Below are 22,157 nucleotides of genomic sequence, written 5' to 3'. Positions count from 1 at the left end.
TCTCAAGTCTGGGGAAATTCTCCCCCACTTCCCCACTTTCCCACTTCCCTACTCTCCCACTTCTCTTCTGGGGGCAAGTTTGGCACAATTAACGGAGTGGGTGCAGCAGCGGGGACAACCGGCATACAGGGGACGCCAGCTGTACCAGTGGATTTATCAACAAGGTGCCAAAAGTATCGGCGAAATCTCTGTATTTCCCAAACAGTGGCGGGAAGCTCAAGCAGATGTGCCTATTGGCCGATCGGCCCTACACCATCGCTCTGTCGCCCCAGATGACACAATTAAATATCTTTTGCGACTCGCAGACGGTCAAATTATCGAAACCGTTGGCATTCCTACAGAAAAGCGCCTCACCGTTTGCGTCTCTTCCCAAGTCGGTTGTCCGATGGCTTGCGACTTCTGCGCTACTGGGAAGGGAGGTTTCACCCGCAATCTGGCCCGCCATGAAATTATAGATCGTGCGATTCGTTTAGCCTAAAGTAAGCCGAAAGGCTTGCGGGACGGTTAGCCCAGTCGATGAGACTGGTGACAACTGATTACACCTCTAGGTGCGGGGTTACTCCCTTAGTCCTAGTCCTCAAGTGCAGAGGAAAAAGCATATCCCCTATTTTGATGGATAGCAACCAACAGGATAAAGCGGGGGTAAAAGGCAGAAATACTGGTAGCCGAATCCGGTAACTGTCGAGCAAGAATCCATGCGTAGCGAAAGCAAAGATGTGTCCGAACCACCGTAAATTTCGATGGTGAAATGGCTAAATCAAGGAAAAACTTGGTTAACACCAAGCCAAAAGGCAAGGATAGGGCATAAGCGGTTGATCTACTGACTTATCAGCACCGCCCAATAAACCCGGTGGATAGCATCACGCTAAAGATTCAATCATGTGTAATCGGAACGAAGTAACCCCTACATATCTCTGGAAGGTCGAAAATCCAGTAAGTAGCTAACGAACGGTATGTAGGGGAGGGATTGTATCAGAAGCGAATGCCTTGCTGTAATGGCAAGGATATGCAGACGGATACACGATAACTCCAAAGGGAAAGAGATAAGTAGCAATGAATAAGTCTAAAACGCAGAATAATCTGACGGTGGAATGGAACCAAATCAACTGGCGAAAAGCCGAGAGATTGACGTTCAAGTTGCAAAAGCGAATTTTCCAAGCGAGTGAACGTGGCGATGTTAAAGCAGTTCGTAAACTTCAAAAGACCTTGATTAGGTCTTGGTCTGCAAAGTGTATTGCGGTTAGACGAGTCACCCAGGACAACCAAGGTAAGAACACGGCTGGTGTGGATGGCGTGAAAACACTAACCCCGAAGCAGCGTATCACCTTAGTAAACAACCTGAGAATCACTGGTAAATCAAAACCCGCCCGTAGGGTAATGATTCCCAAACCAGGAACAGACGAGAAACGACCGTTAGGAATACCGACAATACACGACCGGGCATTGCAAGCGTTAGTCAAGCTAACGTTAGAGCCAGAATGGGAGGCTCGCTTTGAGCCAAACAGTTACGGCTTTAGACCAGGACGTTCGTGTCACGATGCAATTGGAGCAATATTTGGAAGTATCAGTCTTAAAGCAAAATACGTTTTGGACGCTGATATTGCCAAATGCTTTGACCGCATAAACCATGAAGCGCTACTAAGAAAGGTCAACACATTCCCGACAATGAGAAGGCAGCTCAAAGCTTGGCTCAAAGCCGGGATAGTTGACCAGGGAGAGTTATTCCCTACCAATGAGGGTACACCACAAGGCGGAGTAATTTCACCGCTACTGGCCAACATTGCCTTACATGGTCTGGAAGAACGGGTTAAGCAATACGCAGAAACGTTAAAGGGTAATAAGGAAAAAAACCGAAAAGCCCTGAGCTTAATTCGATACGCAGATGACTTTGTGATAATGCACGAGGACATCAACGTAGTACAAACCTGCCAGAAAATAATCGCAGACTGGTTAAGTGACATCGGACTGGAATTAAAACTAAGTAAGACAAAATTAACCCATACCTACAGCGAATACGAAGGAAACGTTGGGTTTGAGTTTCTAGGGTTTCACATTCAACAGCACAAAGTAGGAAACTATCGATGTGCCAAAAACGGTAGTGGAACCCCACTAGGTTTTAAAACCTTAATCACCCCCGACAAAGCCAAGGTAAAAACCCACCTAGCAAAGATTGCTGAGGTAATAGATACTCATAAGACAGCCCCTCAAGCTGCCCTAATTAGCAAGCTGAATCCAATCATCCGGGGATGGTCAAACTATTACTCAACAGTAGTCAGCAAAGAAACCTTTTCAAAGGTAGATAATCTGATGTGGAACAAGTTAAGAGCCTGGGTTAGGAGTAGGGGAAAAGGTGACATCAATAAGGACAAATACTGGCGAACAGTAGGCGACCAGAATTGGTGTTTCAGTACAGAGGATGGATTAGTGTTAACCCAACATCAGGCGACGCCAATAGTAAGGCACGTCAAAGTGAAAGGCGAAGCTAGTCCGTACAACGGTGACTGGATTTATTGGAGCAAGCGACGTGGAGAATACCCCCAAACGCCTAGCAGAGCTGCAAAATTACTCAAGAGGCAACAGGGTAAATGTACCCACTGTGGTCTGTACTTCACAACTACAGACATGGTAGAAGCTGACCATGACAAACCAATATCATTAGGTGGAAAAGACACCTATGACAATCTCAGGCTTCTACACAAACACTGTCATGACACAAAGACGGATTCAGACGGCTCCCTCCACAAGAGCTACGAAGATAACCCGTTTTGAATCGTATCCATAACTTGGATGGAGTTATTGAGGAGCCGGATGAGGTGAAAGTCTCATGTCCGGTTCTGAAGGAGAGGTAGGGGTAGAAATACCTCTATCGACTCTAACAGGTTTTGACTGTTCAAGAAGACTTTAAACGGCGCGTCAGCCATATTGTCTTCATGGGTATGGGCGAACCTTTATTAAATATGGAAAATGTAGTCGGAGCTATTAAATCGCTCAATGAAGATGTGGGTATCGGACAGCGATCGATCACTCTCTCCACTGTAGGGATACGCGATCGCATTCGGCAACTGGCTCAATATCAACTGCAAGTCACTTTAGCAGTTAGCCTGCACGCTTCCAATCAAACTCTGCGGGAAAGCATGATTCCCACCGCCAAAAACTATCCCTTGAAAGCTTTGCTAGCAGAATGTCGGGAATATGTCGAGCAAACTCGTCGCAGAGTAACATTTGAATACATTCTCCTAGCTGGAGTCAATGACCTGCCAGAACACGCTGAAGAACTAGCCTCACAGGTACAAGGTTTCCAAAGTCACGTTAATCTAATTCCTTACAATCCCATCCAGGAAGCCGACTATCAACGCCCCAGTACGAAACGCATTCAAGCTTTTGTTACTGCCCTGAAAAAGCGAAAAATTGCCGTTAGCGTGCGTTATTCGCGGGGATTGGAAGCTGATGCAGCTTGCGGACAATTGCGACAGTCAAAAGTCAAAAGTTAAAAGTCAAAAGTCAAAAGTCAAAAATCAGTAGGGGCGGGTTTTGTAAAATATTCTGTTGGTAATGAGATGTGTGGGCTAAACCCGCCCGTACAAAAGTCAAAAGAAAATTGTTCATTAGACTTCTCCAGAAATTAAAGGTGCGTTACCTGGAACCCTTGTAGAGACGTTGCATGCAACGTCTCTACATTCTTTTTTGGAGAGGTCTATTGCTCCCCCACTCCTCCACTCCCCCACTCCTCCACTCCTCCACTCCCCCACTCCTCCACTCCCCCACTCTCCCGCTCTATGACTACCAGCCACTTACAATTGTTCTAAGTTCCGTCACATCCAGATAATCGACGGCAAATGCTTTGCGAAGCAAGTCGGGTGGAATAAACTCATCATATTTTTGGAGTTTCGGCGCTTCTTGGGCATTTACCAAGTCTTCTGCCCGAATTCCCTGCTTACAAACAGAAAGAACTGCCTCTCGAATATCTTCTGGCTTGCTCTTCCCACACTTAAGCGTCAGAAAATAAGGCGGCGAACCGCCAATACTTCTAATATCTAGAGATTCTCGACCGAATAAATTCAGCCATCTTTCCAGCGTGCGAAAAGCCACAGTACCCATCCAGGGAAAAACACAGCAACTCTTCCCTTCTAGCGATAAAATATTACTTTTATCCAATCCCGCATTTCGAGCTAATTGCCGAGCCGTTTTTAGTCTCTCTTTAGCACCTTTCTGCAAATAGCTATACTCAACATCTTCAAACAAAATTCGCCGCATCCTTTGCAAAATGCCAGTATGAATATTAGCGCTGTTCCTGCCGCGCCAAGCAATACTCGCTATCCCCTCAACTTGCTTCACCCAAAGCGTTTTTGCCTTCTGCTCAATATCTAAAACTTCCCAAGTTCGACCCGCTAAAGTAAATTTTTCTCCCACAGGCGGCGGCATAATGATGCTACCAATTTCCATTGAGTCATCCCTGACAATATACTCTTTCTGTTCGGCAAATACAGCGTAAAAATGGAAAGAACGCACCATTTTTTCAGCAGCAGAACCGATGACTAATTCACCTTGTTCGGTTTGCTCAAGATGGTCAATATCGATCAGGTAGCGCAAGAATTGCCTAAAATCATCTTTGGAAATAGCAATAAAAGGCGGCAGAGTCAAAACGCGATCGGCAAGATTGGCTGGTGAAATTTCCCCCGTTGCTGTTAAAATACTCATCGTTTGGTGATACAGCAAACTCAAAGGATACTGCACTGGTCGAATTGGTTCGATCCAGCGTTCTTCTAAATAAACTTGGATAATAGCAATACACTGTAAAAGCTGCCAAGGAATTTGATTAGGCAAAGATTCTTCACCCGATGGCTCATTTTCAGTACAAACAAAGCGCATATCAGCGGGGTCACCTCTTCTGCCAGTACGTCCTAATCTCTGTAGAAAACTGGATACGGAAAATGGTGCATCTAGCTGAATTACTCGCTCTAATTGACCGATGTCTATTCCTAATTCTAAAGTGATTGTAGCGGCGGTGATAGCTGGGGTATTTGGTTCGCGCATTGCCTCCTCTGCCGCTTCCCGCAACTTGGCAGAAATGCTGCCGTGATGGACGTGATAAATGTCTGGAAGTCCTTCATCAGAGGCGATTTGACGCAAATTGGTTATTACTGATTCTGTCTCGGCCCGATCGTTAGTAAAAATTAAGCATTTACGAGATTTGGTGATATTAAAAATGTATTTGTAGTGCGGACTGTCGCAGAAACCGGGTTTCTGAATGTAGAAATGCTCTAAAGCTAAGTGAACTTTGCGCTGTTTATCATTGATATTGGCGGTAATTACCGCTCTTTCCGTTTCCGATCGCAGCCAATCTTCTGCTGATGAGTAATCGCCAAGTGTTGCTGACAAACCAATTCGACGCGGCGGTTTTTTCACGAATTTGGATAAACGTGCCAACTGGGAAAGAACCTGACAACCGCGTTCTGTTCCCATGAAAGCATGGATTTCATCAATGATGATAAACCGCAAATCTCCGAACAGATGAGTTAGTTCGGTAGTTTTTTTGTTAATGAGCAAACTTTCCAAAGATTCTGGGGTAATTTGCAGAATCCCTTGAGGATTTTTGAGTAGCATTTCTTTGCGACTTCGCAATACATCGCCGTGCCAAGCGCAGACAGGAATCTCTGCTTGTTTCAAAAGGTCGTTGAGGCGATCGAATTGGTCATTGATCAGCGCTTTTATTGGCCCAATGTATAAAGCTCCGATGCTTGTGGCAGGTTTTTCGTGCAATAATGTCACAACCGGAAGAAAAGCTGCTTCTGTTTTGCCGGAAGCTGTGGCAGCAGCAATCAATAGGTGATCGTCTGTTTCAAAGATAACTCGGCAAGCTTCGATTTGGACTGCCCTTAGTTCAGTCCAACCGTTGTTGTAGATGTATTCTTGGATAAAGGGTGCTAGTCGGGAGAAGGGATTCATATCGATTATGGATTATGGATTAAACTGACATTGTGCGATCGCAGATATTTTCTCCTATTTCCAGTAACTTCTCTTGTTCATTAGTCATCCTTCTATAGTAGTATGCTCATAGACATATTTTAATCAACATACCACCATATCGGAATATTCCTAAAAATAGAAACTCTATTCCCTATCAAACCATAATATTAAAAGTAGAAAAATAGAATAGCTTGCTAAGAGCTTGAGGAACTTATGGACTATAAGTACAGGTGGAAAAATGGCTATACGCCAACCCAAGATGAAGCGGCACGCAACCAATATCTGCTAGATGAGGGTCAATTTAATAGCGAACAAGACCGGAAACTAGCAGAGTCAGATGCTCGCAGACATTTAGGCGTACCAATACCGATCCCGGATGACGAAAAATCTGTACTGCCTCACGCTCCTTCCGCTTAGGAGGACGACCTAAGTTTAGGGTAGTAGAAGTAGCCAAGTTGTCATTTATAATAGACATCCTTTTCGCGTGATTTTTTTCAATGGGTGTTATACATAGTCAATGTTCCTTGAGTCGTATTTAACCCCAACTGCTTCTTTTGACAACACATTTTTAATTTGGAGTGCAAGTGCATGAGCTAGCAACGGCGGGACTGCATTTCCAACTTGGTCATCTTGTGTTAACCACTTAGCCTTACGGGTAAGATTCCCAAAAAATCGATAATCGTCATCAAAAGATTGAAGTCGCGCTGCTTCGCGAACAGTCGTTCCTCTGGGAAGTATGGGATGGAGAATATCTGTCCGGTGATTGCAGGTCACTGTTCGCGAAGGTTTTTGGCGATCGAGCTTCCAAACATTGCGTTTCTTTGTCCGCAACTCTATCGGCAGAAACCTATTATCACAACCTTCAGGAATTTGTGCGTAACGAGCCTGAATTCGGCTACTGTGATTAATAGCACGATGGTTAAAGATCGCTCCCGGACACCGATTTCCTCGACGTTCACGCTGATATGAATTGTGGTATTCACCACTATGTAATAATTCTTCTGCTCCTTCTCCAGGGCCGATCGCAGTCAGGTCAGAAAGTGCTTCCCACGCTGTCACGTAAGGCATCAATCTAGCTTCAGAAAAAAGTTGCAGCTGCTGATTGGGGAGTCCATGTGTCGCTTGAGGAAACGATATCGCAGCGCAACCCTTCGGAACAGCAAGCAGAATAAATCGCGATCGATGTTGTGGTACACCATAATCAGCTGCGTTAAGTGTACGCTCAAAGCAACAATAACCTATGCGATCGAACTCTCGGAAAATAGCGCGAACCACGTCTCCTTTTTGCATAGATTTAATTCCCTCAACATTCTCAAACAGCACTAATCGAGGCTCTAACTCTGATGTTAGGCGCACAAAATCGAGAAAGAGGCGATTTTTTGGATCGTCAGCAATCCTTAGCCCAGCAAGGCTAAATCCTTGGCAAGGCGATCCACCACAAAGGACATCAATACCTCCTGGAGTCAGACCAGCTGCATGAAAAATTTCCTTTCCGCTCAAAGATCGAACATCGCGATGCAAACAAACTGTATCCGGGTGATTGTAGCGAAAAGTCTCTACCGCCTGCTCATCAAAATCGGCTGCGAAAGCAGATATAAAACCAGCCTGACGAAAGCCCTCTGTCAATCCTCCTGCACCAGAGAACAGGTCTACACAAGTGGACGAGCGAACTTTGAACTGACTAGATGTGTCAAGCATGGTTTTCAATAGTTAACAGGTCAAGTCATCCTTTTCGCGTGAATTTTTTCAAGTGTCACAGTGTTAAAGATAGCAAAGTTGCGGGGGTTATTCAGCACAAAAAAGCTACCTTTCTTAATCAAATCTCCAGTACATATTACTGGCAGACGATCCTGGTAAGCTTTAATCGCCAGGTTGTATTCTGGGTGCCTTAGCTCAACATTGATTCTCCGAAGCTTCCCCACAACAACTCCCATCAAGGTGACAGTGCCAGTTAAATCGTCATCTTGAATTTCAATTACCATTCCCTGAATTTCTATATCGGAAGCGTTGGTGAGCAGATCGCTTAAAATATCCAGTTGAGAACGCTTTTCTACTACCTCTAGTGTCGAAAGAGCGTCACTCATACGAGCTGCATAATCTCCCAGACTTTTTTTATTAGGGAGCAAAATTTCAAACTCATCTACATCATCTTTTTTATAAAGCCAAATAGTAGCATTATCCAAAAATGGGCGGTCTTTATACCAGCCGTGGGCTTGCAAGTAAGCAGCCAATTGACTGGGTTCTATAGTTTTAAGAATTTCGCTATCTCGCACTGTTACTTTCATGGTTGATTTCCTCGACTAATAAGTTGCATTAAGGACTGAAGCGCTGATACTGTAAATTGGTTACTTCTGGGTAAGGAAACTGTAACCGTTTCCGTGTTTTGTGTCTGAGGCATTCCCCGCAGTGATAGCCAATAGCCGCAATACTTCATACAAAGTTCTTGTTCGGACTGTTGTAACCAGTCCGCTGAATTGTCGGGAACTAAAACTACAACTAAGATTCTCGGAATGGCAAAGTTATCCATTCTCAAATCATCGTAGTTTTTAAGCTTGACAGGGTATCTAACATTGCTGTCGTCGAGAAGATCCCTTGAAGTAGATTTTAACTGCAATTCCAGCCGAGGCGATCGGATACGTCCTGTTCCACCCCTAGCAGCAATCCCCCAGTCTACGCTGTCATCGTCCACCGCTGGCTTGTAGAGTGAATAGCCTGCTACTGATGCCACAGCCTGTATATAAGCATTACTGAACTGTTCTTTTTGCTGGTTGATTTCCACGCGACGCCGCACCTCTAGGACTTTCACAAAATTACCCTCCAGTATTGGAAGCAGTTTACCTACAGAGTAAACTCAGCAACTTCGCCATCTTCATCTACATTAGTTTTCTTCCCAGCCGTGGTAAGCTGCAAACCTGCACCGTGAATAACTTGACCGAACGACATTTCTGGATTTTGTTGCAAGATATTCAAAACACTCAGAAAATCCCGCACAATCTCTCCCGGTGTTAGCAACGCATTTGCACCCAAGCGGCTAATAATTTCTTGCAGAAACTCATCAAATTCGCTTTTTGTGATTTTCTTTTCACTACTGTATTGAGTGGTATGAACATCAGCCAAGCGTTGCAAAAGTTGCAATATCTCTTGCTGAGTCAAAGTCTCTAACTGAATCACTGGGCCAGAATTATCCTGCAAACCCGCTTTCGCAAAACGGCTTTTGGCTGTGCGTCTAGTCCATGCCGGGTCGGTAAAAAGTCCCCGTTTCGGATCTTCCAAAAATTTGGGCGTTCCACCTACAATAATACCAAGATGTTCCGCTCTACCCTGCATGGTGTCGTTAAACATTGCCAGCAGTTTGTCGTAGTTGTTCTGGCGCGAAACCGCATTGGTTATCTTCCACAAATGCACGGCTTCATCAAATAACACCAAAAGTCCTTTGTAGCCAATGTCGGCGGCAAATTTGGCGAATAACTTGACGTAATCGTACCAGGTATCGTCGTCAATAATTATCCGCACTCCCAGCGCTGCTTTGGCCTCGGTTTTGGTGGCAAATTCACCGCGCAACCAACGCATTGCGGCATCTTTTCTTTCCTTTTCATCCAATCGATAACCGCGCCAATAGTTAGTAACTACTGTGGCAAAGTCAAATCCGTGAACTAAGCCTTCAATATTTTTTACTGCTGCCAAAATTGTCGATTCCACTTGGTCATCAAAGCCGCTGTCATTGGGGCGCAATCCGCTTGTTTCGGCAACTTGAGTTTGAATGCTGCTAATCCATTTTTCTAAAATTAGTCCTAAAGTACCACCGTTAGGATGAGTTTTTGTGGCGATGTTTCGCATTAATTCGCGATAGGTTGCTACACCTTGACCGTCTGTTCCTGCGAGTCGCCGTTCGGGGGATAAGTCAACATCAGCTACTACGAAACCCTGTTCCATTGCGTGGTTACGAAGCAGTTGCAGCATAAAACTTTTGCCAGACCCGTAGCGTCCGACAACGAAGCGGAATGCTGCACCGCCAGCGGCTAGGTTGTCGAGGTCTTGTAATAGTGCGGCCATTTCTTTTTCTCGACCGACAGCAATATGTTCGAGTCCAATTCTTGGCACGACTCCTGCACTTAAGGAACTGAGTAGTGTCGTTGAAACTCTTTTGGGTATTTTCAATTTTGCCATATTTATTCCTTGAATTTGAGGATTTCCTTGATATTTGTCAAATACTCGGCTTCGGCAATTAGAGGAGAAACCGATCCTGGCTCAATAATTATATCGCCAATTGTAGCGATCGCACGTTCGTTTATGCCATCAATTAACAGTTCCGGCATGGTTATGTATGATTCGGCAATCTTTTTTATTTCTGGGTTCGGATTTTCTAGATATACTATTGCTTTGAGTACCTGAAGTTCTGAATTAGTTAATTGAGCTATAAATTCTGTCCATTCGTCAGGTATTATAGCAGATGTATCATCATTAATTTCTATCTGAGATCTTTGGTTATTTTCGGTAATTTGTAGCTGTAATTGCTGGAGTTCTGCTTCCGCGTTATGCTTTTCAGATAAGAGCGATCGCAAACTCAAGTCTAACTCTTCTTTCTGTTGTTCCAGGTGGTAAACTTCTGTTTCCCAGTGATGCATTTCTGCTTCCAACAAGCGTTTTTGTTCGCCCAAAGCAATTAACTCTTGCGTTAGCTGATGCTTATATTTTTGTTGTTCTGCGGTTTGAACGTACAGTTGATTCAACTGTCTTTTCAAAAAATTTATGTGAATCTCTGTTCTCTGCTGTTCCGCTATCATAGCTGTGAGATGATCGTACAGCTGTATTCCCCATTTTTCCAACTGGCGAATTTCCATTTCAAGACCAGTTCTAATGCGTTTGTGCTGCATTCTCTGCTTGCCGTTGACGGCGATCGCTCCACAGAAGGTAGCAGGTACGGCGATCGCAGCTGCGATCGATGCTGCCTTGATGTCTCGGAGCAAAAGCAAGCTAAGGCCAAAACTCACAATGAAGGCAACTGAACCCAGAAGCCACCGATTTCTTAACATAGCTTGGCGCGATCCTCACAATGAAAGCAACTACAAAACGCTGCTATTTAGGGCTACTAACTCGCCCGGACAAACCTCACCCCCCAACCCCCTCTCCGCAACGGAGAGGGGGAGTAATAGTCTCCCCTCCCCGTTGCGGGGAGGGGTTGGGGGTGGGGTTCCACTGTCCCGGCATAGACTGGTAGCCCTGTTTAGTTTATTCCGTATCGCTGCCATAAAAGGAGCATTGAGCCAGTGCATCTATGTTTTTAGCGTGTGATTGATAAAGGAAAACTCTTTCTACTTGAAACCATTCTCCCTCTTTTAAAACGCAATCTCCTACTCTGGGAATAATTTTGTAGGCTTTGATCCACTCTTTATCTTCAGTGGGTGCGCCATTGTTTTTCTGTTCAAAAGATGTGTAGTAGACAAAATGAATTAAATATGTATCCATGTGGCAATTCGCTTTGTTAAAACGCTGGAAGTGGCACAAAACTGCTCAGACTTAAACACTATTACCAAATTATGATGAATGTGACACCATGATGGCGACTTGCTGGGTGCTAGAACACCAATTCAGTAATCGTAGGGGCGAACGCGAGTGCGTGCCGTAGGCATTAGCATTCGGGCAGGAAATCTAGGGTAAGAGTGATAAATTTTCACCCCCGTTTGCTTCGCCCCTACAAGCTAAAAACGCACCACGAAGTATTACTGAATCGGTGTGCTAGACTTGATTCGGTAGATATGGCTCAGATCCATGCTTTTATTTTGACATCTTCCTTTGGTATAGCGTTAGCTTACCAGAGGATTGCCATCCCGCACTGACGGGGGAAAGAAACGAGATTAGCTTAACATGACATCGCCGTTTTCCCGCAAGCATCCCTTTTTCAACTATCGAGTTGCCCTCCTGCTCAGCATAATCCCCATTTTCGTCTTGGGTTTGACCAGCAAATTTTACTCTGGACCGGGACAAAAGTGGTTCAACAATTATTTTGGAGATTTTTTGTACCAAATCTTTTTGATTCTACTGGTGACTTTCAGTAGGCCGCAAGCTTCCCCCGCTTGGACTTCATTGGGGGTTTTCATTTTTAACTGTGCGATCGAATTTCTCCAGCTGTGGCAACCTCCCTTTTTACAAGCGATCCGAGCCACTTTATTCGGGCGTCTGCTGCTTGGCAATTCCTTTGTGTGGGACGATTTTCTCTACTATGGAGGGGGATGTACCTTGGGTTTTATCTGGGTGCGTAGGCTGAAAGCAAAGGCGCTGCGATCGCTTCACCGCGCCTCCAGTCCCTGAAAAAACTAATTCGATCGAGCCCCACAATTCTTTGGTACTATGTCGGCGGCGAGAGGTGAGAATAGGTCGCGATCGCCTAACTTAAGTGTAGAGATCCTTAAAGCAAGCATTAGTTAAACCAAACTAATGAAGCCATTTGATTACACCTTAGACTTTAAAAACATCGATTTTCGCACTTCTCCCGAACTTTATCGAGTAGGGAAAGGAGAGCAAGGAGTGCTTTTGGTAGAACCCTATAAAGGAGAAATTCTTCCTTACTGGCGGTTCAAAACACCTGAGATTGCTAGGGAGTCTGCCGACAAAATTTACCATATATTTTTAGAATATCTCGATCGGGATGATTTTGTCGGCGCGGATATGGCTCGAAAATTTTTACAAATGGGTTATACGCGATCGCGCAGATACGCTAATCACAAAAGTGGCAGAAAGTACAAGCAGAATCCTCAAAAAGAAACTGACCCAGCAGCACAGCTTCTAGCTAGAAAAAATCTGTTGCCAAATGAACCAGACCCAGTAAAAGCTGAATCAGCGGCAATCTTTAAAGAGAAATGGATGCAAGCGAAGACGAACGAGAAATATCTCCAACTTTTGCAACAACACAGACAAATGTACGAATCAGATTAAATAGTGTCTTCATCCTGCTGCCACTGCTGCAAAACCTCAAAGGGATTAAACCCTCTGTAGTTCAGGTAATTGATCAACTTAGCTTTAGTTTTCGGATCGATATTTTGAAAACCCTCAATGTGGTATTTCCGCATAAGCTTAGCTTTTAACTGTGCCAGTTCCCCTGTTTCTCCACCCTCTGTTTCTTCCACTTGCGAATACCATACTTCCTCAAACACATCGGCTGCAATCCCTTTTTCCAGACATTTACGCTTAATTCCAGCTTTCCCGTATTTGCCTTGAGATGAGGCAATTAGAGTAGCGACTAAGCGAGTATCTGACTGGTAATCTTTTGATTGAATTTCCTGGAGAGCATCTGCGATCGCACTCTCATCAAACCCCTTTTCTTTTCCTTTCTTGTGCAGTTCGTAAGCACTGTACTCTCGGCGAGACAAAAGGTTCACAAAATAGGCGCTGCAACTCATTTATTTAACTCTCTTTATTCAAAGTAATTGTTTTGTAGATGCTTATCCTTTTTTACTAATTTAACATAATATCAATCGAACTAGCGTGATTTAAATGACTAATAACTAACGATCGCTTACCAATTCATGGTAGAATAACGGAGGAGAATATGAAAAATGAACAATACAGTCTCAGACCTAGCAGTAAAGACAATCAACGGTTCCGAAAAGAAGCTTAGTGACTACGTGGGAAACGTCCTGCTGATTGTGAATGTAGCTTCCTACTGCGGCTACACACCCCAATATGCCGGACTGGAGAAATTGAACCAGAAATATAAACAATCCGGGCTACGCATCTTGGCATTCCCCTGTAACGATTTTGGGGCACAGGAGCCTGGTAGCAACGCCGAGATTATGAAATTCTGCACCACCAATTACGGCGTCAACTTTGAAATGTTCGACAAAGTTCATGCTATTGGAGACAAACAGCACCCCCTTTACGCTCGACTTACCAAAGCAGCTAAAGTTCCAGGAAATGTTTCCTGGAACTTTGAAAAATTCCTTGTTAGTAAGACTGGCGAAATAGTGGCGCGTTTTGGCAGCAGCGTCAAACCAGATTCAACCGAATTGATAGCAGCAATTGAGAGCGAGTTAACCAAGTAATAGAGGTAAAAAATAAGCATGAATGTTGCGATCGTTGGTTGCGGTTATGTTGGATATTCAGTTGCCCGCCACTGGCGTCAAGAGTTGGGGTTTTTTGTCACCGCAACCACAACTTCTCCCGACAAAGTTGCAACACTGGAAGTTGTAGCCCAAAAAGTCGCAGTAGTGAATGGAAATGAAGCAGCGGCGCTAAAATCGGTACTGGAAAATCAGGATACCCTGCTTTTAAGTGTCGGTGCCAAGAATGCCAATCTGTATGAAGAAACTTATCTGCATACCGCCAAAACCCTAGTTTCCGTACTTAAAGAAACTCCAACTGTCAAACAAGTAATTTACACAGGGAGTTACAGTGTTTATGGGGACAAAAATGGGGAGTGGGTAGATGAATCATCACCTGTTACACCTGCTAGCAAAAATGGTGAGATTCTCGCTCAAACTGAGGAAATATTGCTGTCGGCATCCAATGAGAATACCAAGATTTGTGTCATCCGATTGGGAGGAATTTATGGGCCCGATCGGGAACTGGTAAAGATATTTAGACGAGCTGCTGGCACAACTCGTCCTGGTAATGGTGAGGATGTAACAAATTGGATTCATCTCGATGACATTGTTGCTGCGATCGAATTTGCCCGGTCTAACCAACTGCAAGGTATTTATAACTTGGTGGATGACGCACATCTGAGCAGTCGAGAACTACTCGATCGCGTATTTACGCAGCACAATTTACCCCAAGTTGTATGGGATTCATCCCAGAAAAGTACCCGACCTTATAATGCACTGGTGTCAAATCAAAAAATCAAATCGGCTGGTTATCAGTTGATTCATCCACAGATGATTGTGTAGCTAATTTAGGGTGGGCAGTGCCCACCTGCACTTGATTATATTCCACGCGGTCTACTGATAGTACTTATTGAAGTTCATTATTTCAGGTTCCTCGCCTGCCATACTATGTCCGCTATTGACTTTTCCTCTTGGGATGCACTGCTTCGCCAATATGTCGATGAACAAGGTCGTGTAGACTATCAAGCTTGGAAAACAGAACAACCCCAAGCTCTTGCTAGGTGGTTGTCCTGTTTAGAACAAATAAATCTTAAACTAGATGATACCTCAAATGTGCAATTAGCATTGTGGATAAATCTTTACAATGCCTTGACAATTTCTACGATTTTAGAACGTTATCCTATTGATTCCATTCGACCTAAAATTTTAGGTATTCCCAACTGGCTTGCCTTCCTGTGGTTTTTCATTCAGCCTGCCTATACCTTTTCAGATCGGCGCTACAGCCTCTCTCAAATCGAGCATAAGATTCTGCGCGACCAATTCAAAGATACGCGTATTCATTTTGCCATTGTCTGCGCTTCCATTGGATGCCCTTTGTTGCGAAACGGTGCTTATTGGCCCGAAAAAGTACAGCAGCAGTTAGATGATGATGCTCGCCGTTTTATCAATAATCCTGACAAAGTTCGTTACGACTCCGAAACTTCCACCCTTTACTGTAGCAAGATTTTTAAATGGTATCGTCAAGATTTTCTTCAGGTGGCTGCATCAGTTCAAGGGTATATTCGTTCCCATCTGGAAACAGACCTGCCAATCACAGCTTCAACACCTATCAATTATTTGTACTATGACTGGAATTTGAATAAAGTCAAAAGTCAAAAGTAGGGTGCTTTAGGCGTGCCGTTAACTCATCCTACGATTAATTGCTAGGGTTACGGTTTGAAATAGTTTTTCACCGAATTTCCTCGTAGAACTGCTTTAGGTATGATGACGATACACCAAAACCCCACAAAAATCCAATATAAAGATATATAGTTGTGGCTTTAAGAGATCCCCAACGAACTACCCGGCGGTCTGAACTTTGGACGATGCGATTTACCAAACGAATTTGACCTTTTTGCACAAGCTTGAGGCACAAATCTCCATCCTCCATAATGGGAAGATTTTCGTCAAAGCCGCCACATTCCCAAAAGTCATTACGGCGACAGAACATGACTTGATCGCCAAATAAAAGGCGCAATCCCCTAAAAAATAGGTGAGGCTTAAAAAAGAGTGGCGCATAGTAAGTTTTGAGATAATTATGTAGAGATATGCCCCATCTGGTTGTTTTTCGACCTACCATTAGGGAAATAAATCCTCCACAAGCGACTTTTTTGTCTGCCAAAGTTTCCTGAATAACTGTGATTAAATCGTCCTGAAACCAGGTGTCTGCGTGTACGAAGCAGAGGATATCTCCAGTTGCGTTTTTGGCTCCGTGGTTCATCTGTATTGAGCGCCCGCGCTTTTCACAATTTAAAACACGCACCTTTGCTGGGAGCATCCCAATTTTGTAGGGGCGAAGCATTCGGGCTGATAATTTATGGCTCATAGTCAAAGACTTTCTGCCCGAATGCTTCGCCCCTACGGATATATTTGCTGCTTTGGCAATTTCCAAAGTTTCATCTTCACTTCCACCATCTACCACCAGTATTTCCCAAGCATTTGGCGAAAGAACATTCAAGCAACGAAGGGTGCGTTCCAGGCAGGTTGCTTCATTCAAAGTAGGAATAATTATGGAAACTTTATTGGTCATTTTTCATTGGTCATTGGTTATTGGAAAATATTAAATTAGAGATTGCCGAGCGAAATTAAATCTAAAATATTCGGGATTTTAGCAATTTTTCCCAAATAGCATTATAGGGGTGTACGAACTGTGTAGGACAATTATATTTGAAAATTGGGCGTCCTTCATTTGCCCATTGGAAGATACTACCTTCCAGATTGTAAACGCGGTTAAATCCTAGCTGTTGAAGCTGCTGGGCTATGCCTGCGCTGCGATAGCCAACGGAACAGTATACGACAATGGGTACATCGTGGGAAACTTTTTTAAGTGCAGCTAAATCGGGTGCGCGAGCATCAATTCGTCGAGCATTTTTGAGATGGCTAACTGCATACTCTGCCTCAGTGCGAGCATCGAGTATAATTGGCTGTGTTTCTGCGGTATTTTCCAGCCAATGAGCCAATTCTTTGGTAGTGAGCCACTGAACATCAGGTTTTGTGTAGGTAATCAGGATTTTGAGGAGTTTAAAAACAAGGGAACGCGCAAACGGAAACATTTTTGCTAAAAATATATTCCATCATACTGTTGGGTGACCAATTAGGGTGAGGCCAATATCACCGCATCAAGTCAGGTGGAAGCTTTGCCCGAAGCACTACCTTAAAAGTTAGGAAACTAACGCCGGACAGTTCCTTAAAATTTTATTTTCGCGGATTAGGTAAAATTATGCAACTTCTTCTGCAAAAATTAAACAGAAAAACAGCATTGAAACTAGCTTTAGTTGGGATAGGAGCGTTTTTGTCCTTCGCACCTGCGATCGAGGCCCAACCGGCTGCACCACCTTGCCCGACTCGAAGTTCGCGACCGCTATACTTTGCTGAAAGTGGCAACTTCAACGTATCTATTTGCTCAGCACAAAATAATCGCAATACTCCTAAGTATTATGTTGCTACTTCCAAGAATGGGCGTGGTGGCATCACTTTGCCTCTGTCTTCTTATAGAGATATTGTATTTACCGCTAGAAACGGTCGTTACACTTACACGGTGAACGGAAGTAGGGGTCAGCTGATTGTGCAGCTACCGAATGGCAGAAGAAACGTCGAAACGCTGAGTACTTATGGGCCTTTGAACGGCTACGGGCACTAAGAAAAGTCAAAAGTCAAAAGAAAGAATTGTTCACTTTTGACTTTTGACTTCCCCAGTCCCTAATTTCCAGCAACTTCACCCGGATGTGTGAGTGAGCAGTAGCTAGTGAGGATTAAGCTTAAATCAAGTATATGCACCCTGATGATGCCCCTTCAAGGAGGGGTTTTTTGTTGGGCGATCGCAAAACCGCTCTCATATCTTTTCCGGTTGTGTATGAATCATTATGGCTACAGAGGGGGAAAACGAACAATTCCGACGCAGACCGATTTGATATCACAACAAAAAGCCCGTTCAGCTGGTATGGCTGTCCGGGCGGGAGAGAGATTGTATCCTTGTTAAATTATCACAATATCCGCCCAACATATCCGGAAGCTTTTCTCGTAGCTTTCTGGCAGACAACTGGGGAGAGTGTCGAAATATGTATAGATAGATTTAATACTCGCGTCGTCATTTTTTTTGCTTTAATAAGCCGCTCAGCTAATAGCATCTTACATAATGGTTGAAAGTTCATCCACGACAATGAGCCGACCTTTGTACAAAGCGCGAATTAGACGATCGATCGCGCTTCTTTGTTCTTCTTCAAGGGATTCATCCAACACGGCTGCCATCAATCCATAGCGGTCTGCCAAGGTTATGCGACCGGAATGGCTGACTTGAGCGAATAACTCGGAAATAGCGTTGGGGAGAAGTTGAAGTTGCATTGTTATTGGCTGAACTCGATACTCTTAATATCGCTTAACTTCTTATGGGTGATAGTGATTAAACCAGCATACTGAATGTGATAATTAATGGCCTCTGATAGTGAGTGAAAGCAGTTTGTCTGTGTGACCAAATTGTAGTTAAGAGTGTGAGACAAATCACACACCTAGTGGCAAGCCTGTAGATTTTCTGGAATTGATGTTATACGAAATCCGGGCGTTGCTGAATGACGGTATGATGAAAGCGGAATCCTGACACAGCCATCGAGAGTGTCAGCCATCGATTCATACCTTGAATCAGCAACGCCGAAATCCGCAAGCCTTGATCGCTTTTTTACGCGACGACTAAAGTCGCGGCTACACAAACAAAGCCCGCCTGCGCGGGCTTCAAGAAAAAGGGGGAGTACTAATTTAAGGGGAATTTAGACGAAAATGTATAGATATTAATATTGTCTAAGATTGTAAGTAACAATTTGCACAATAGATGAGTTATTTACTCACTTTTTAGAGGGAATTGACATCAATTAAGCAGCTACAGATGCGACTTGCAGTGGCGCAGGTTTTACAACCACCCATTTACCTGTTTTTGAGTCTCTATAAGTTATAAACGGGTTGGGTTTTAGTGGCTTTTCAGAAGGTGCGGTCATATAGATACTTTCCTGTTTTGCTCTACATAATATTCTAGGTTACTGACAATAGCTACTTGGGTGATTAAGGATTTGGTAAAAGGTGATAAAATACATAAATTGCAGTGATTTAAATCACTTGATGCGTATCCGACACGCTAGCGCCAGCAACTCTTATATGGTTTGGATTTATTTCTGCTACAAATGAACACTGGTTGGTGTAGGGGCAATTCATGAATGGCCCCTACATCTGTAGCAAATATTTAGGCAATCCATATTATTTCTGTGCGATCGCATCTGTAATAATTTGAATCGCTCCCGGCGCAGTGTAGACAGAGGTAGAGGGGGGAGAGGGCGATCGCGTTTATCCCCATCCCCTAACCCGTAATTAAGCCAATTGCTCTGGATCTAAACCCAATTCGCGCAGTTTTGCCGCCAGTCGTTCAGCTCGCTCCTCAGACGCTGTTGCTCGCTGCTGTGCTTCTGCTGATTGCTGCTCAGCTAAAATTGTTCTCTGCTGTGCTTCTGCTGATTGCTGCTCAGCTAAAATGGTTCGCTGTTGAGCTAAAATAGTTAGCTGTTCGGCAGCAGCAGCTCGCTCGCTGCCGGTAGGAATCAACTCTCCATCTAAAGTCATCCACCTTAACCACAGTCGATCGATATTTTTATAACTGCCTCGCCACAAACCTAAACTCAGTTCTAGCTCAGGAATTGGCAAGCGCCCCTCAGTTAGTTCTGTAGATTCATAATGACCGCCTGTGAGGCGAAAAGCTTGCACGCGATCGGTATAGCGACTAAAAACAATGTAGTAGGGAACGCGCAAAATTCGCTCGTAAACTTGCCACTTGGTTGGTGGATTCCCCCGTTTGCTGGCAGTTTGACCCAAATCTTCTTCTTCTGTGCCAGGAGATAATAACTCAACTACCACAAACGGGCTAACCTGTTCTTGCCAGATAACATAACTTAAACGCATATCGCGCCCCTCGTATAACTGAGGCACTCCGACGACGCCGAACCAATCTGGACGTTTATACCAGTTGGGATGGTTGACATCGTAGTAGAGATTGAGGTCGATCGCACAAAACACTCGATCGATATCCCAATTGGGAGGCTGAAAAGTTATGTCTAATAATTGCGATTGGTCTAAATGAAATGTGTCTGGCAATCCGGGTTCCTCTGCATTTTCACTGGGCAAATCGTACATTGTCGGTAATGTCAAGCGTGGTGAAAGAGGCGGATCGGTTTGAGAAGGTAGGCGATTCATACTAATTTTGGATTGGCGATTAAATGCTATTAATTCACGACTTGAGCGCCATGAAGTCGCGGATCGTCCGATCCAGCTTTTGCTGATTTTACGGGGGCGTTAAATTTAGAAATTTGCCCGGTTGTTCTAGCATGGGGTACTGGGTTACCAGTAGCTAAGGCTTCTAAATTTGCTGCCATGATGGTGCGCGGTTGTTCGCCAATGCTTTGTGCTATAGCTTCCCCATTGTTGCCAAAAAAGACAAAATGAGGAATCCCATCGACCCGATAACGCTCGATTTCTGGCAACCACTTGTTGTTATCCACATTCAGCATGACAAAATTCACTTTGTCAGCGTACTGCTGTTCGAGTTCCCCCATATCCTTAGCCATCGCCTGACAGCTGACACACCAATTGGCGTAAAACTCCATTAGCGTTGGTTTGCCGTTGCTGAGGGCTACTTCCAATGGTGTGGAATTTTCCGCTAGAGTGGTGAGGGTAGAGGTGTCTGTCTGAGTTCCAATGCCAAACAAGAGGGCAACGGTGAGTGCGATCGCAGCCAAAACAACCAATAAATTTCTTAAGCGCCTCCCTACTGTCGATTCTGAGTTTTCTGGAGACGGCATCGGCGAATTAGGTGAATTGGTAGTCATGGTATTTCTTTAACAAAATGATTACGCTTTAATTTTAATGTAACTGAAGTTAACAGAGGCTATGATGCTACGTAATTTCTATCGGTTGCTTATTTTACTTGTCGGTAGTGGGTTGCTTTTAGGAGCTACGAATCCGCTACCGGAGATAGTAAATCACCCAAAACCGCAACTGGAGTTGGATATAACTCCTTTTCGACAAGCTGGATGTATCGTTAACGAGTATGATGGTCTCGATTGCGACCCCCAAGGGCCAGCGGTTGCTTTTGGATGTAACCGATTAAACAAACCCTCCGATTTGTTGGGTGGACTGAAGCCGCCTCTTCCCTTGGTATTGTGCAAGCAAATCCCCTCGCGATCGCAGCCAGAACCAGGGGATTATTTCTACCGTACTGGTGGGTTACTTCCCAACTATATTCGTTATATTGTGTTTAGAGATGGCAAGTTTAAGCTAGTCAAAAACCTGGCTGAGTTTAAAAAAATATTTGCTCCGATAGAATCTGCTGAGGAAGCTTTAAGCTATATTCTAGCGGTTAAGAATCTTGATGCTTATTACGGGCAGAAAGCTAATCCTGATTACGAATATTTTGTGGATAAAATAGAAGATACTCACATCGTTAAAACCGCTCAAGGTTATTTAATGAATTTGTACGAAAAACGAGTATTTGGCTGTGGCCCTCATCCGATTTCGGTAGTAAATGTTTTGGTAACGACTGGAGGTAATATCCGAGAGGTGAGTAGAAAAGAGGTGTATAAAAATCCAGCCGAAGATATGCTTTGTGTGGATTAACAGATTTTAGATTGCGAATATCAAAATGAGCAACACTTTAAGTGGTGAAAAATAATGAAAAAACGAGTAAAGCTGACTTTTCCCAAACGTGCGATCCAGATGCCTGTAGCTTATCGACTGGCTAAGGATTTTAACGTAGCTACAAATATTATCCGCGCTCAGGTTGCGCCCAATCAAGTTGGCAAGTTGGTGGTGGAACTGTTGGGCGATATCGATCAGTTGGATGCGGCGATCGAATGGATGCGATCGCAGGATATCACTGTTTCCTTAGCCAGCCGCGAAATCTTGATTGACGAAGATGTCTGCGTCCACTGCGGTTTGTGTACTGGCGTCTGTCCCACGGAAGCCCTTAACCTGGAACCGCAGACGTTTAAGCTGGCATTTACGCGATCGCGCTGCATCGTCTGCGAACAGTGTATCCCCACTTGTCCCGTCCAAGCAATTTCTACCAATCTTTAAGCGGCT

Annotated in this window: 23 protein-coding genes and 2 pseudogenes; 12 read left to right on the top strand and 13 right to left on the bottom strand. The window is 44.2% G+C overall.

The features are described from left to right. Positions 1-16 precede the first annotated feature (16 nt). The 3 genes and pseudogenes from LAY41_RS25035 to rlmN form a co-directional block, all read left to right on the top strand. Positions 17-466, top strand: a pseudogene (locus LAY41_RS25035) (dual-specificity RNA methyltransferase RlmN); the annotation flags it as partial. Positions 467-1,053: 587 nt separating this feature from the next. Further along, on the top strand, positions 1,054-2,769 hold the full coding sequence (gene ltrA / locus LAY41_RS25030) for a group II intron reverse transcriptase/maturase (RefSeq protein WP_249104031.1): 1,716 nt from the start codon (positions 1,054-1,056) through the stop codon (positions 2,767-2,769). A 107-nt stretch (positions 2,770-2,876) separates the two neighbouring features. Continuing rightward, a pseudogene (gene rlmN / locus LAY41_RS25025) lies at positions 2,877-3,491 on the top strand (23S rRNA (adenine(2503)-C(2))-methyltransferase RlmN); the annotation flags it as partial. A gap of 289 nt (positions 3,492-3,780) precedes the next feature. On the opposite strand, the gene LAY41_RS25020 reads toward rlmN, so the two are convergent. Further along, the gene (locus tag LAY41_RS25020; RefSeq protein WP_249104028.1) at positions 3,781-5,946 is read right to left on the bottom strand and encodes a DEAD/DEAH box helicase; all 2,166 of its coding nucleotides are present in this window, start codon (positions 5,944-5,946) and stop codon (positions 3,781-3,783) included. A gap of 234 nt (positions 5,947-6,180) precedes the next feature. Here LAY41_RS25020 and LAY41_RS25015 point away from each other — a divergent pair, with 234 nt between their 5' ends. Then, on the top strand, positions 6,181-6,384 hold the full coding sequence (locus tag LAY41_RS25015) for a bromodomain-containing protein (RefSeq protein ID WP_249104025.1): 204 nt from the start codon (positions 6,181-6,183) through the stop codon (positions 6,382-6,384). An 87-nt stretch (positions 6,385-6,471) separates the two neighbouring features. Here LAY41_RS25015 and LAY41_RS25010 read toward each other — a convergent pair whose 3' ends face one another. From LAY41_RS25010 to LAY41_RS24985, 6 genes are all read right to left on the bottom strand, one after another. Next, the gene (locus tag LAY41_RS25010; protein WP_249104022.1) at positions 6,472-7,665 is read right to left on the bottom strand and encodes a DNA cytosine methyltransferase; all 1,194 of its coding nucleotides are present in this window, start codon (positions 7,663-7,665) and stop codon (positions 6,472-6,474) included. A 20-nt stretch (positions 7,666-7,685) separates the two neighbouring features. Next, the gene (locus LAY41_RS25005) at positions 7,686-8,252 is read right to left on the bottom strand and encodes a hypothetical protein (protein WP_249104020.1); all 567 of its coding nucleotides are present in this window, start codon (positions 8,250-8,252) and stop codon (positions 7,686-7,688) included. Further along, positions 8,249-8,773 (bottom strand): DUF4365 domain-containing protein, encoded by a 525-nt coding sequence (locus LAY41_RS25000; RefSeq protein ID WP_249104017.1) that lies wholly within the window; start codon positions 8,771-8,773, stop codon positions 8,249-8,251. Before LAY41_RS25000 ends, LAY41_RS25005 begins: the two co-directional genes overlap by 4 nt. 32 nt (positions 8,774-8,805) lie before the next feature. After that, positions 8,806-10,134, bottom strand: a complete 1,329-nt coding sequence (locus LAY41_RS24995; protein ID WP_249104014.1) for an ATP-binding protein — start codon at positions 10,132-10,134, stop codon at positions 8,806-8,808. Positions 10,135-10,136: 2 nt separating this feature from the next. Next, positions 10,137-11,000, bottom strand: a complete 864-nt coding sequence (locus tag LAY41_RS24990; RefSeq protein WP_249104012.1) for a tellurite resistance TerB C-terminal domain-containing protein — start codon at positions 10,998-11,000, stop codon at positions 10,137-10,139. Between the two features lie 196 nt (positions 11,001-11,196). After that, entirely contained in the window at positions 11,197-11,433 is a 237-nt protein-coding gene (locus LAY41_RS24985) for a hypothetical protein (RefSeq protein ID WP_249104009.1), read from the bottom strand. A 399-nt stretch (positions 11,434-11,832) separates the two neighbouring features. On the opposite strand from LAY41_RS24985, the gene LAY41_RS24980 reads away from it, so the two are divergent. Continuing rightward, the gene (locus tag LAY41_RS24980) at positions 11,833-12,276 is read left to right on the top strand and encodes a ribosomal maturation YjgA family protein (protein ID WP_249104006.1); all 444 of its coding nucleotides are present in this window, start codon (positions 11,833-11,835) and stop codon (positions 12,274-12,276) included. Between the two features lie 126 nt (positions 12,277-12,402). Then, entirely contained in the window at positions 12,403-12,900 is a 498-nt protein-coding gene (locus tag LAY41_RS24975; RefSeq protein WP_249104002.1) for a DUF4385 domain-containing protein, read from the top strand. On the opposite strand, the gene LAY41_RS24970 is transcribed toward LAY41_RS24975, so the two are convergent. Next, complete coding sequence (locus tag LAY41_RS24970; protein ID WP_249103999.1) at positions 12,897-13,364, bottom strand: regulatory protein RecX; 468 nt, start codon at positions 13,362-13,364, stop codon at positions 12,897-12,899. The genes LAY41_RS24975 and LAY41_RS24970 overlap by 4 nt on opposite strands. 156 nt (positions 13,365-13,520) lie before the next feature. Between LAY41_RS24970 and LAY41_RS24965 the strand changes: the two genes are divergently transcribed. The 3 genes from LAY41_RS24965 (at position 13,521) to LAY41_RS24955 (ending at position 15,668) form a co-directional block, all read left to right on the top strand. Next, positions 13,521-14,006 carry a glutathione peroxidase gene (locus tag LAY41_RS24965; protein WP_249103996.1) on the top strand — a complete coding sequence of 162 codons (486 nt, stop codon included), beginning with the start codon at positions 13,521-13,523 and terminating at the stop codon, positions 14,004-14,006. A gap of 18 nt (positions 14,007-14,024) precedes the next feature. Then, the gene (locus tag LAY41_RS24960) at positions 14,025-14,849 is read left to right on the top strand and encodes an SDR family oxidoreductase (protein WP_249103993.1); all 825 of its coding nucleotides are present in this window, start codon (positions 14,025-14,027) and stop codon (positions 14,847-14,849) included. Positions 14,850-14,954: 105 nt separating this feature from the next. After that, a complete protein-coding gene (locus LAY41_RS24955; protein ID WP_249103990.1) occupies positions 14,955-15,668 on the top strand; it encodes a DUF547 domain-containing protein in 714 nt (237 codons plus the stop codon). 67 nt (positions 15,669-15,735) lie between these two features. Here LAY41_RS24955 and LAY41_RS24950 read toward each other — a convergent pair whose 3' ends face one another. Then, a complete protein-coding gene (locus LAY41_RS24950; RefSeq protein WP_249103988.1) occupies positions 15,736-16,575 on the bottom strand; it encodes a glycosyltransferase in 840 nt (279 codons plus the stop codon). A 61-nt stretch (positions 16,576-16,636) separates the two neighbouring features. Beyond that, on the bottom strand, positions 16,637-17,098 hold the full coding sequence (locus LAY41_RS24945) for a rhodanese-like domain-containing protein (protein WP_249103984.1): 462 nt from the start codon (positions 17,096-17,098) through the stop codon (positions 16,637-16,639). A 167-nt stretch (positions 17,099-17,265) separates the two neighbouring features. On the opposite strand from LAY41_RS24945, the gene LAY41_RS24940 reads away from it, so the two are divergent. Beyond that, on the top strand, positions 17,266-17,685 hold the full coding sequence (locus tag LAY41_RS24940; RefSeq protein WP_249103980.1) for a hypothetical protein: 420 nt from the start codon (positions 17,266-17,268) through the stop codon (positions 17,683-17,685). A 488-nt stretch (positions 17,686-18,173) separates the two neighbouring features. Here the strand turns inward: LAY41_RS24940 and LAY41_RS24935 are convergent, their stop codons facing one another. The 3 genes from LAY41_RS24935 to LAY41_RS24925 form a co-directional block, all read right to left on the bottom strand. Continuing rightward, positions 18,174-18,386: a hypothetical protein gene (locus LAY41_RS24935; RefSeq protein ID WP_249103978.1), complete on the bottom strand. Its 213-nt coding sequence runs from the start codon at positions 18,384-18,386 to the stop codon at positions 18,174-18,176. 1,011 nt (positions 18,387-19,397) lie between these two features. After that, positions 19,398-20,273 (bottom strand): Uma2 family endonuclease, encoded by an 876-nt coding sequence (locus LAY41_RS24930; protein WP_249103974.1) that lies wholly within the window; start codon positions 20,271-20,273, stop codon positions 19,398-19,400. Between the two features lie 29 nt (positions 20,274-20,302). Then, positions 20,303-20,905 carry a thioredoxin family protein gene (locus LAY41_RS24925; protein WP_249103972.1) on the bottom strand — a complete coding sequence of 201 codons (603 nt, stop codon included), beginning with the start codon at positions 20,903-20,905 and terminating at the stop codon, positions 20,303-20,305. A 61-nt stretch (positions 20,906-20,966) separates the two neighbouring features. Between LAY41_RS24925 and LAY41_RS24920 the strand changes: the two genes are divergently transcribed. Then, positions 20,967-21,692, top strand: coding sequence for a hypothetical protein (locus tag LAY41_RS24920; protein ID WP_249103970.1), 726 nt, complete (start codon positions 20,967-20,969; stop codon positions 21,690-21,692). Between the two features lie 54 nt (positions 21,693-21,746). Further along, complete coding sequence (locus LAY41_RS24915) at positions 21,747-22,151, top strand: NIL domain-containing protein (protein ID WP_249103969.1); 405 nt, start codon at positions 21,747-21,749, stop codon at positions 22,149-22,151. The last annotated feature ends 6 nt before the right edge of the window (positions 22,152-22,157 follow it).

Origin of the sequence: Argonema galeatum A003/A1 (assembly GCF_023333595.1) — a bacterium.
In the GTDB taxonomy this organism is placed as follows: Bacteria; Cyanobacteriota; Cyanobacteriia; order Cyanobacteriales; family Aerosakkonemataceae; genus Argonema; species Argonema galeatum.
The sequence above is the reverse complement of the archived record's forward strand: the minus strand, read 5'-3'. Positions and strand labels throughout refer to the sequence as shown.

Bases quoted from the DNA above. Each gene is read 5' to 3' on its own strand.
- LAY41_RS24950 (WP_249103988.1), bottom strand. From the start codon at position 16,575: ATGACCAATAAAGTTTCCATAATTATTCCTACTTTGAATGAAGCAACC.
- LAY41_RS24940 (WP_249103980.1), top strand. From the start codon at position 17,266: ATGCAACTTCTTCTGCAAAAATTAAACAGAAAAACAGCATTGAAACTA.
- LAY41_RS24965 (WP_249103996.1), top strand. From the start codon at position 13,521: ATGAACAATACAGTCTCAGACCTAGCAGTAAAGACAATCAACGGTTCC.
- LAY41_RS25020 (WP_249104028.1), bottom strand. From the start codon at position 5,946: ATGAATCCCTTCTCCCGACTAGCACCCTTTATCCAAGAATACATCTAC.
- LAY41_RS24995 (WP_249104014.1), bottom strand. From the start codon at position 10,134: ATGGCAAAATTGAAAATACCCAAAAGAGTTTCAACGACACTACTCAGT.
- LAY41_RS24985 (WP_249104009.1), bottom strand. From the start codon at position 11,433: ATGGATACATATTTAATTCATTTTGTCTACTACACATCTTTTGAACAG.
- LAY41_RS24955 (WP_249103990.1), top strand. From the start codon at position 14,955: ATGTCCGCTATTGACTTTTCCTCTTGGGATGCACTGCTTCGCCAATAT.
- LAY41_RS24960 (WP_249103993.1), top strand. From the start codon at position 14,025: ATGAATGTTGCGATCGTTGGTTGCGGTTATGTTGGATATTCAGTTGCC.
- LAY41_RS24980 (WP_249104006.1), top strand. From the start codon at position 11,833: ATGACATCGCCGTTTTCCCGCAAGCATCCCTTTTTCAACTATCGAGTT.
- LAY41_RS24935 (WP_249103978.1), bottom strand. From the start codon at position 18,386: ATGCAACTTCAACTTCTCCCCAACGCTATTTCCGAGTTATTCGCTCAA.
- LAY41_RS24970 (WP_249103999.1), bottom strand. From the start codon at position 13,364: ATGAGTTGCAGCGCCTATTTTGTGAACCTTTTGTCTCGCCGAGAGTAC.
- ltrA (WP_249104031.1), top strand. From the start codon at position 1,054: ATGAATAAGTCTAAAACGCAGAATAATCTGACGGTGGAATGGAACCAA.
- LAY41_RS24975 (WP_249104002.1), top strand. From the start codon at position 12,403: ATGAAGCCATTTGATTACACCTTAGACTTTAAAAACATCGATTTTCGC.
- LAY41_RS24990 (WP_249104012.1), bottom strand. From the start codon at position 11,000: ATGTTAAGAAATCGGTGGCTTCTGGGTTCAGTTGCCTTCATTGTGAGT.
- LAY41_RS25015 (WP_249104025.1), top strand. From the start codon at position 6,181: ATGGACTATAAGTACAGGTGGAAAAATGGCTATACGCCAACCCAAGAT.
- LAY41_RS24920 (WP_249103970.1), top strand. From the start codon at position 20,967: ATGATGCTACGTAATTTCTATCGGTTGCTTATTTTACTTGTCGGTAGT.
- LAY41_RS24925 (WP_249103972.1), bottom strand. From the start codon at position 20,905: ATGACTACCAATTCACCTAATTCGCCGATGCCGTCTCCAGAAAACTCA.
- LAY41_RS24945 (WP_249103984.1), bottom strand. From the start codon at position 17,098: ATGTTTCCGTTTGCGCGTTCCCTTGTTTTTAAACTCCTCAAAATCCTG.
- LAY41_RS24915 (WP_249103969.1), top strand. From the start codon at position 21,747: ATGAAAAAACGAGTAAAGCTGACTTTTCCCAAACGTGCGATCCAGATG.
- LAY41_RS25005 (WP_249104020.1), bottom strand. From the start codon at position 8,252: ATGAAAGTAACAGTGCGAGATAGCGAAATTCTTAAAACTATAGAACCC.
- LAY41_RS25010 (WP_249104022.1), bottom strand. From the start codon at position 7,665: ATGCTTGACACATCTAGTCAGTTCAAAGTTCGCTCGTCCACTTGTGTA.
- LAY41_RS24930 (WP_249103974.1), bottom strand. From the start codon at position 20,273: ATGAATCGCCTACCTTCTCAAACCGATCCGCCTCTTTCACCACGCTTG.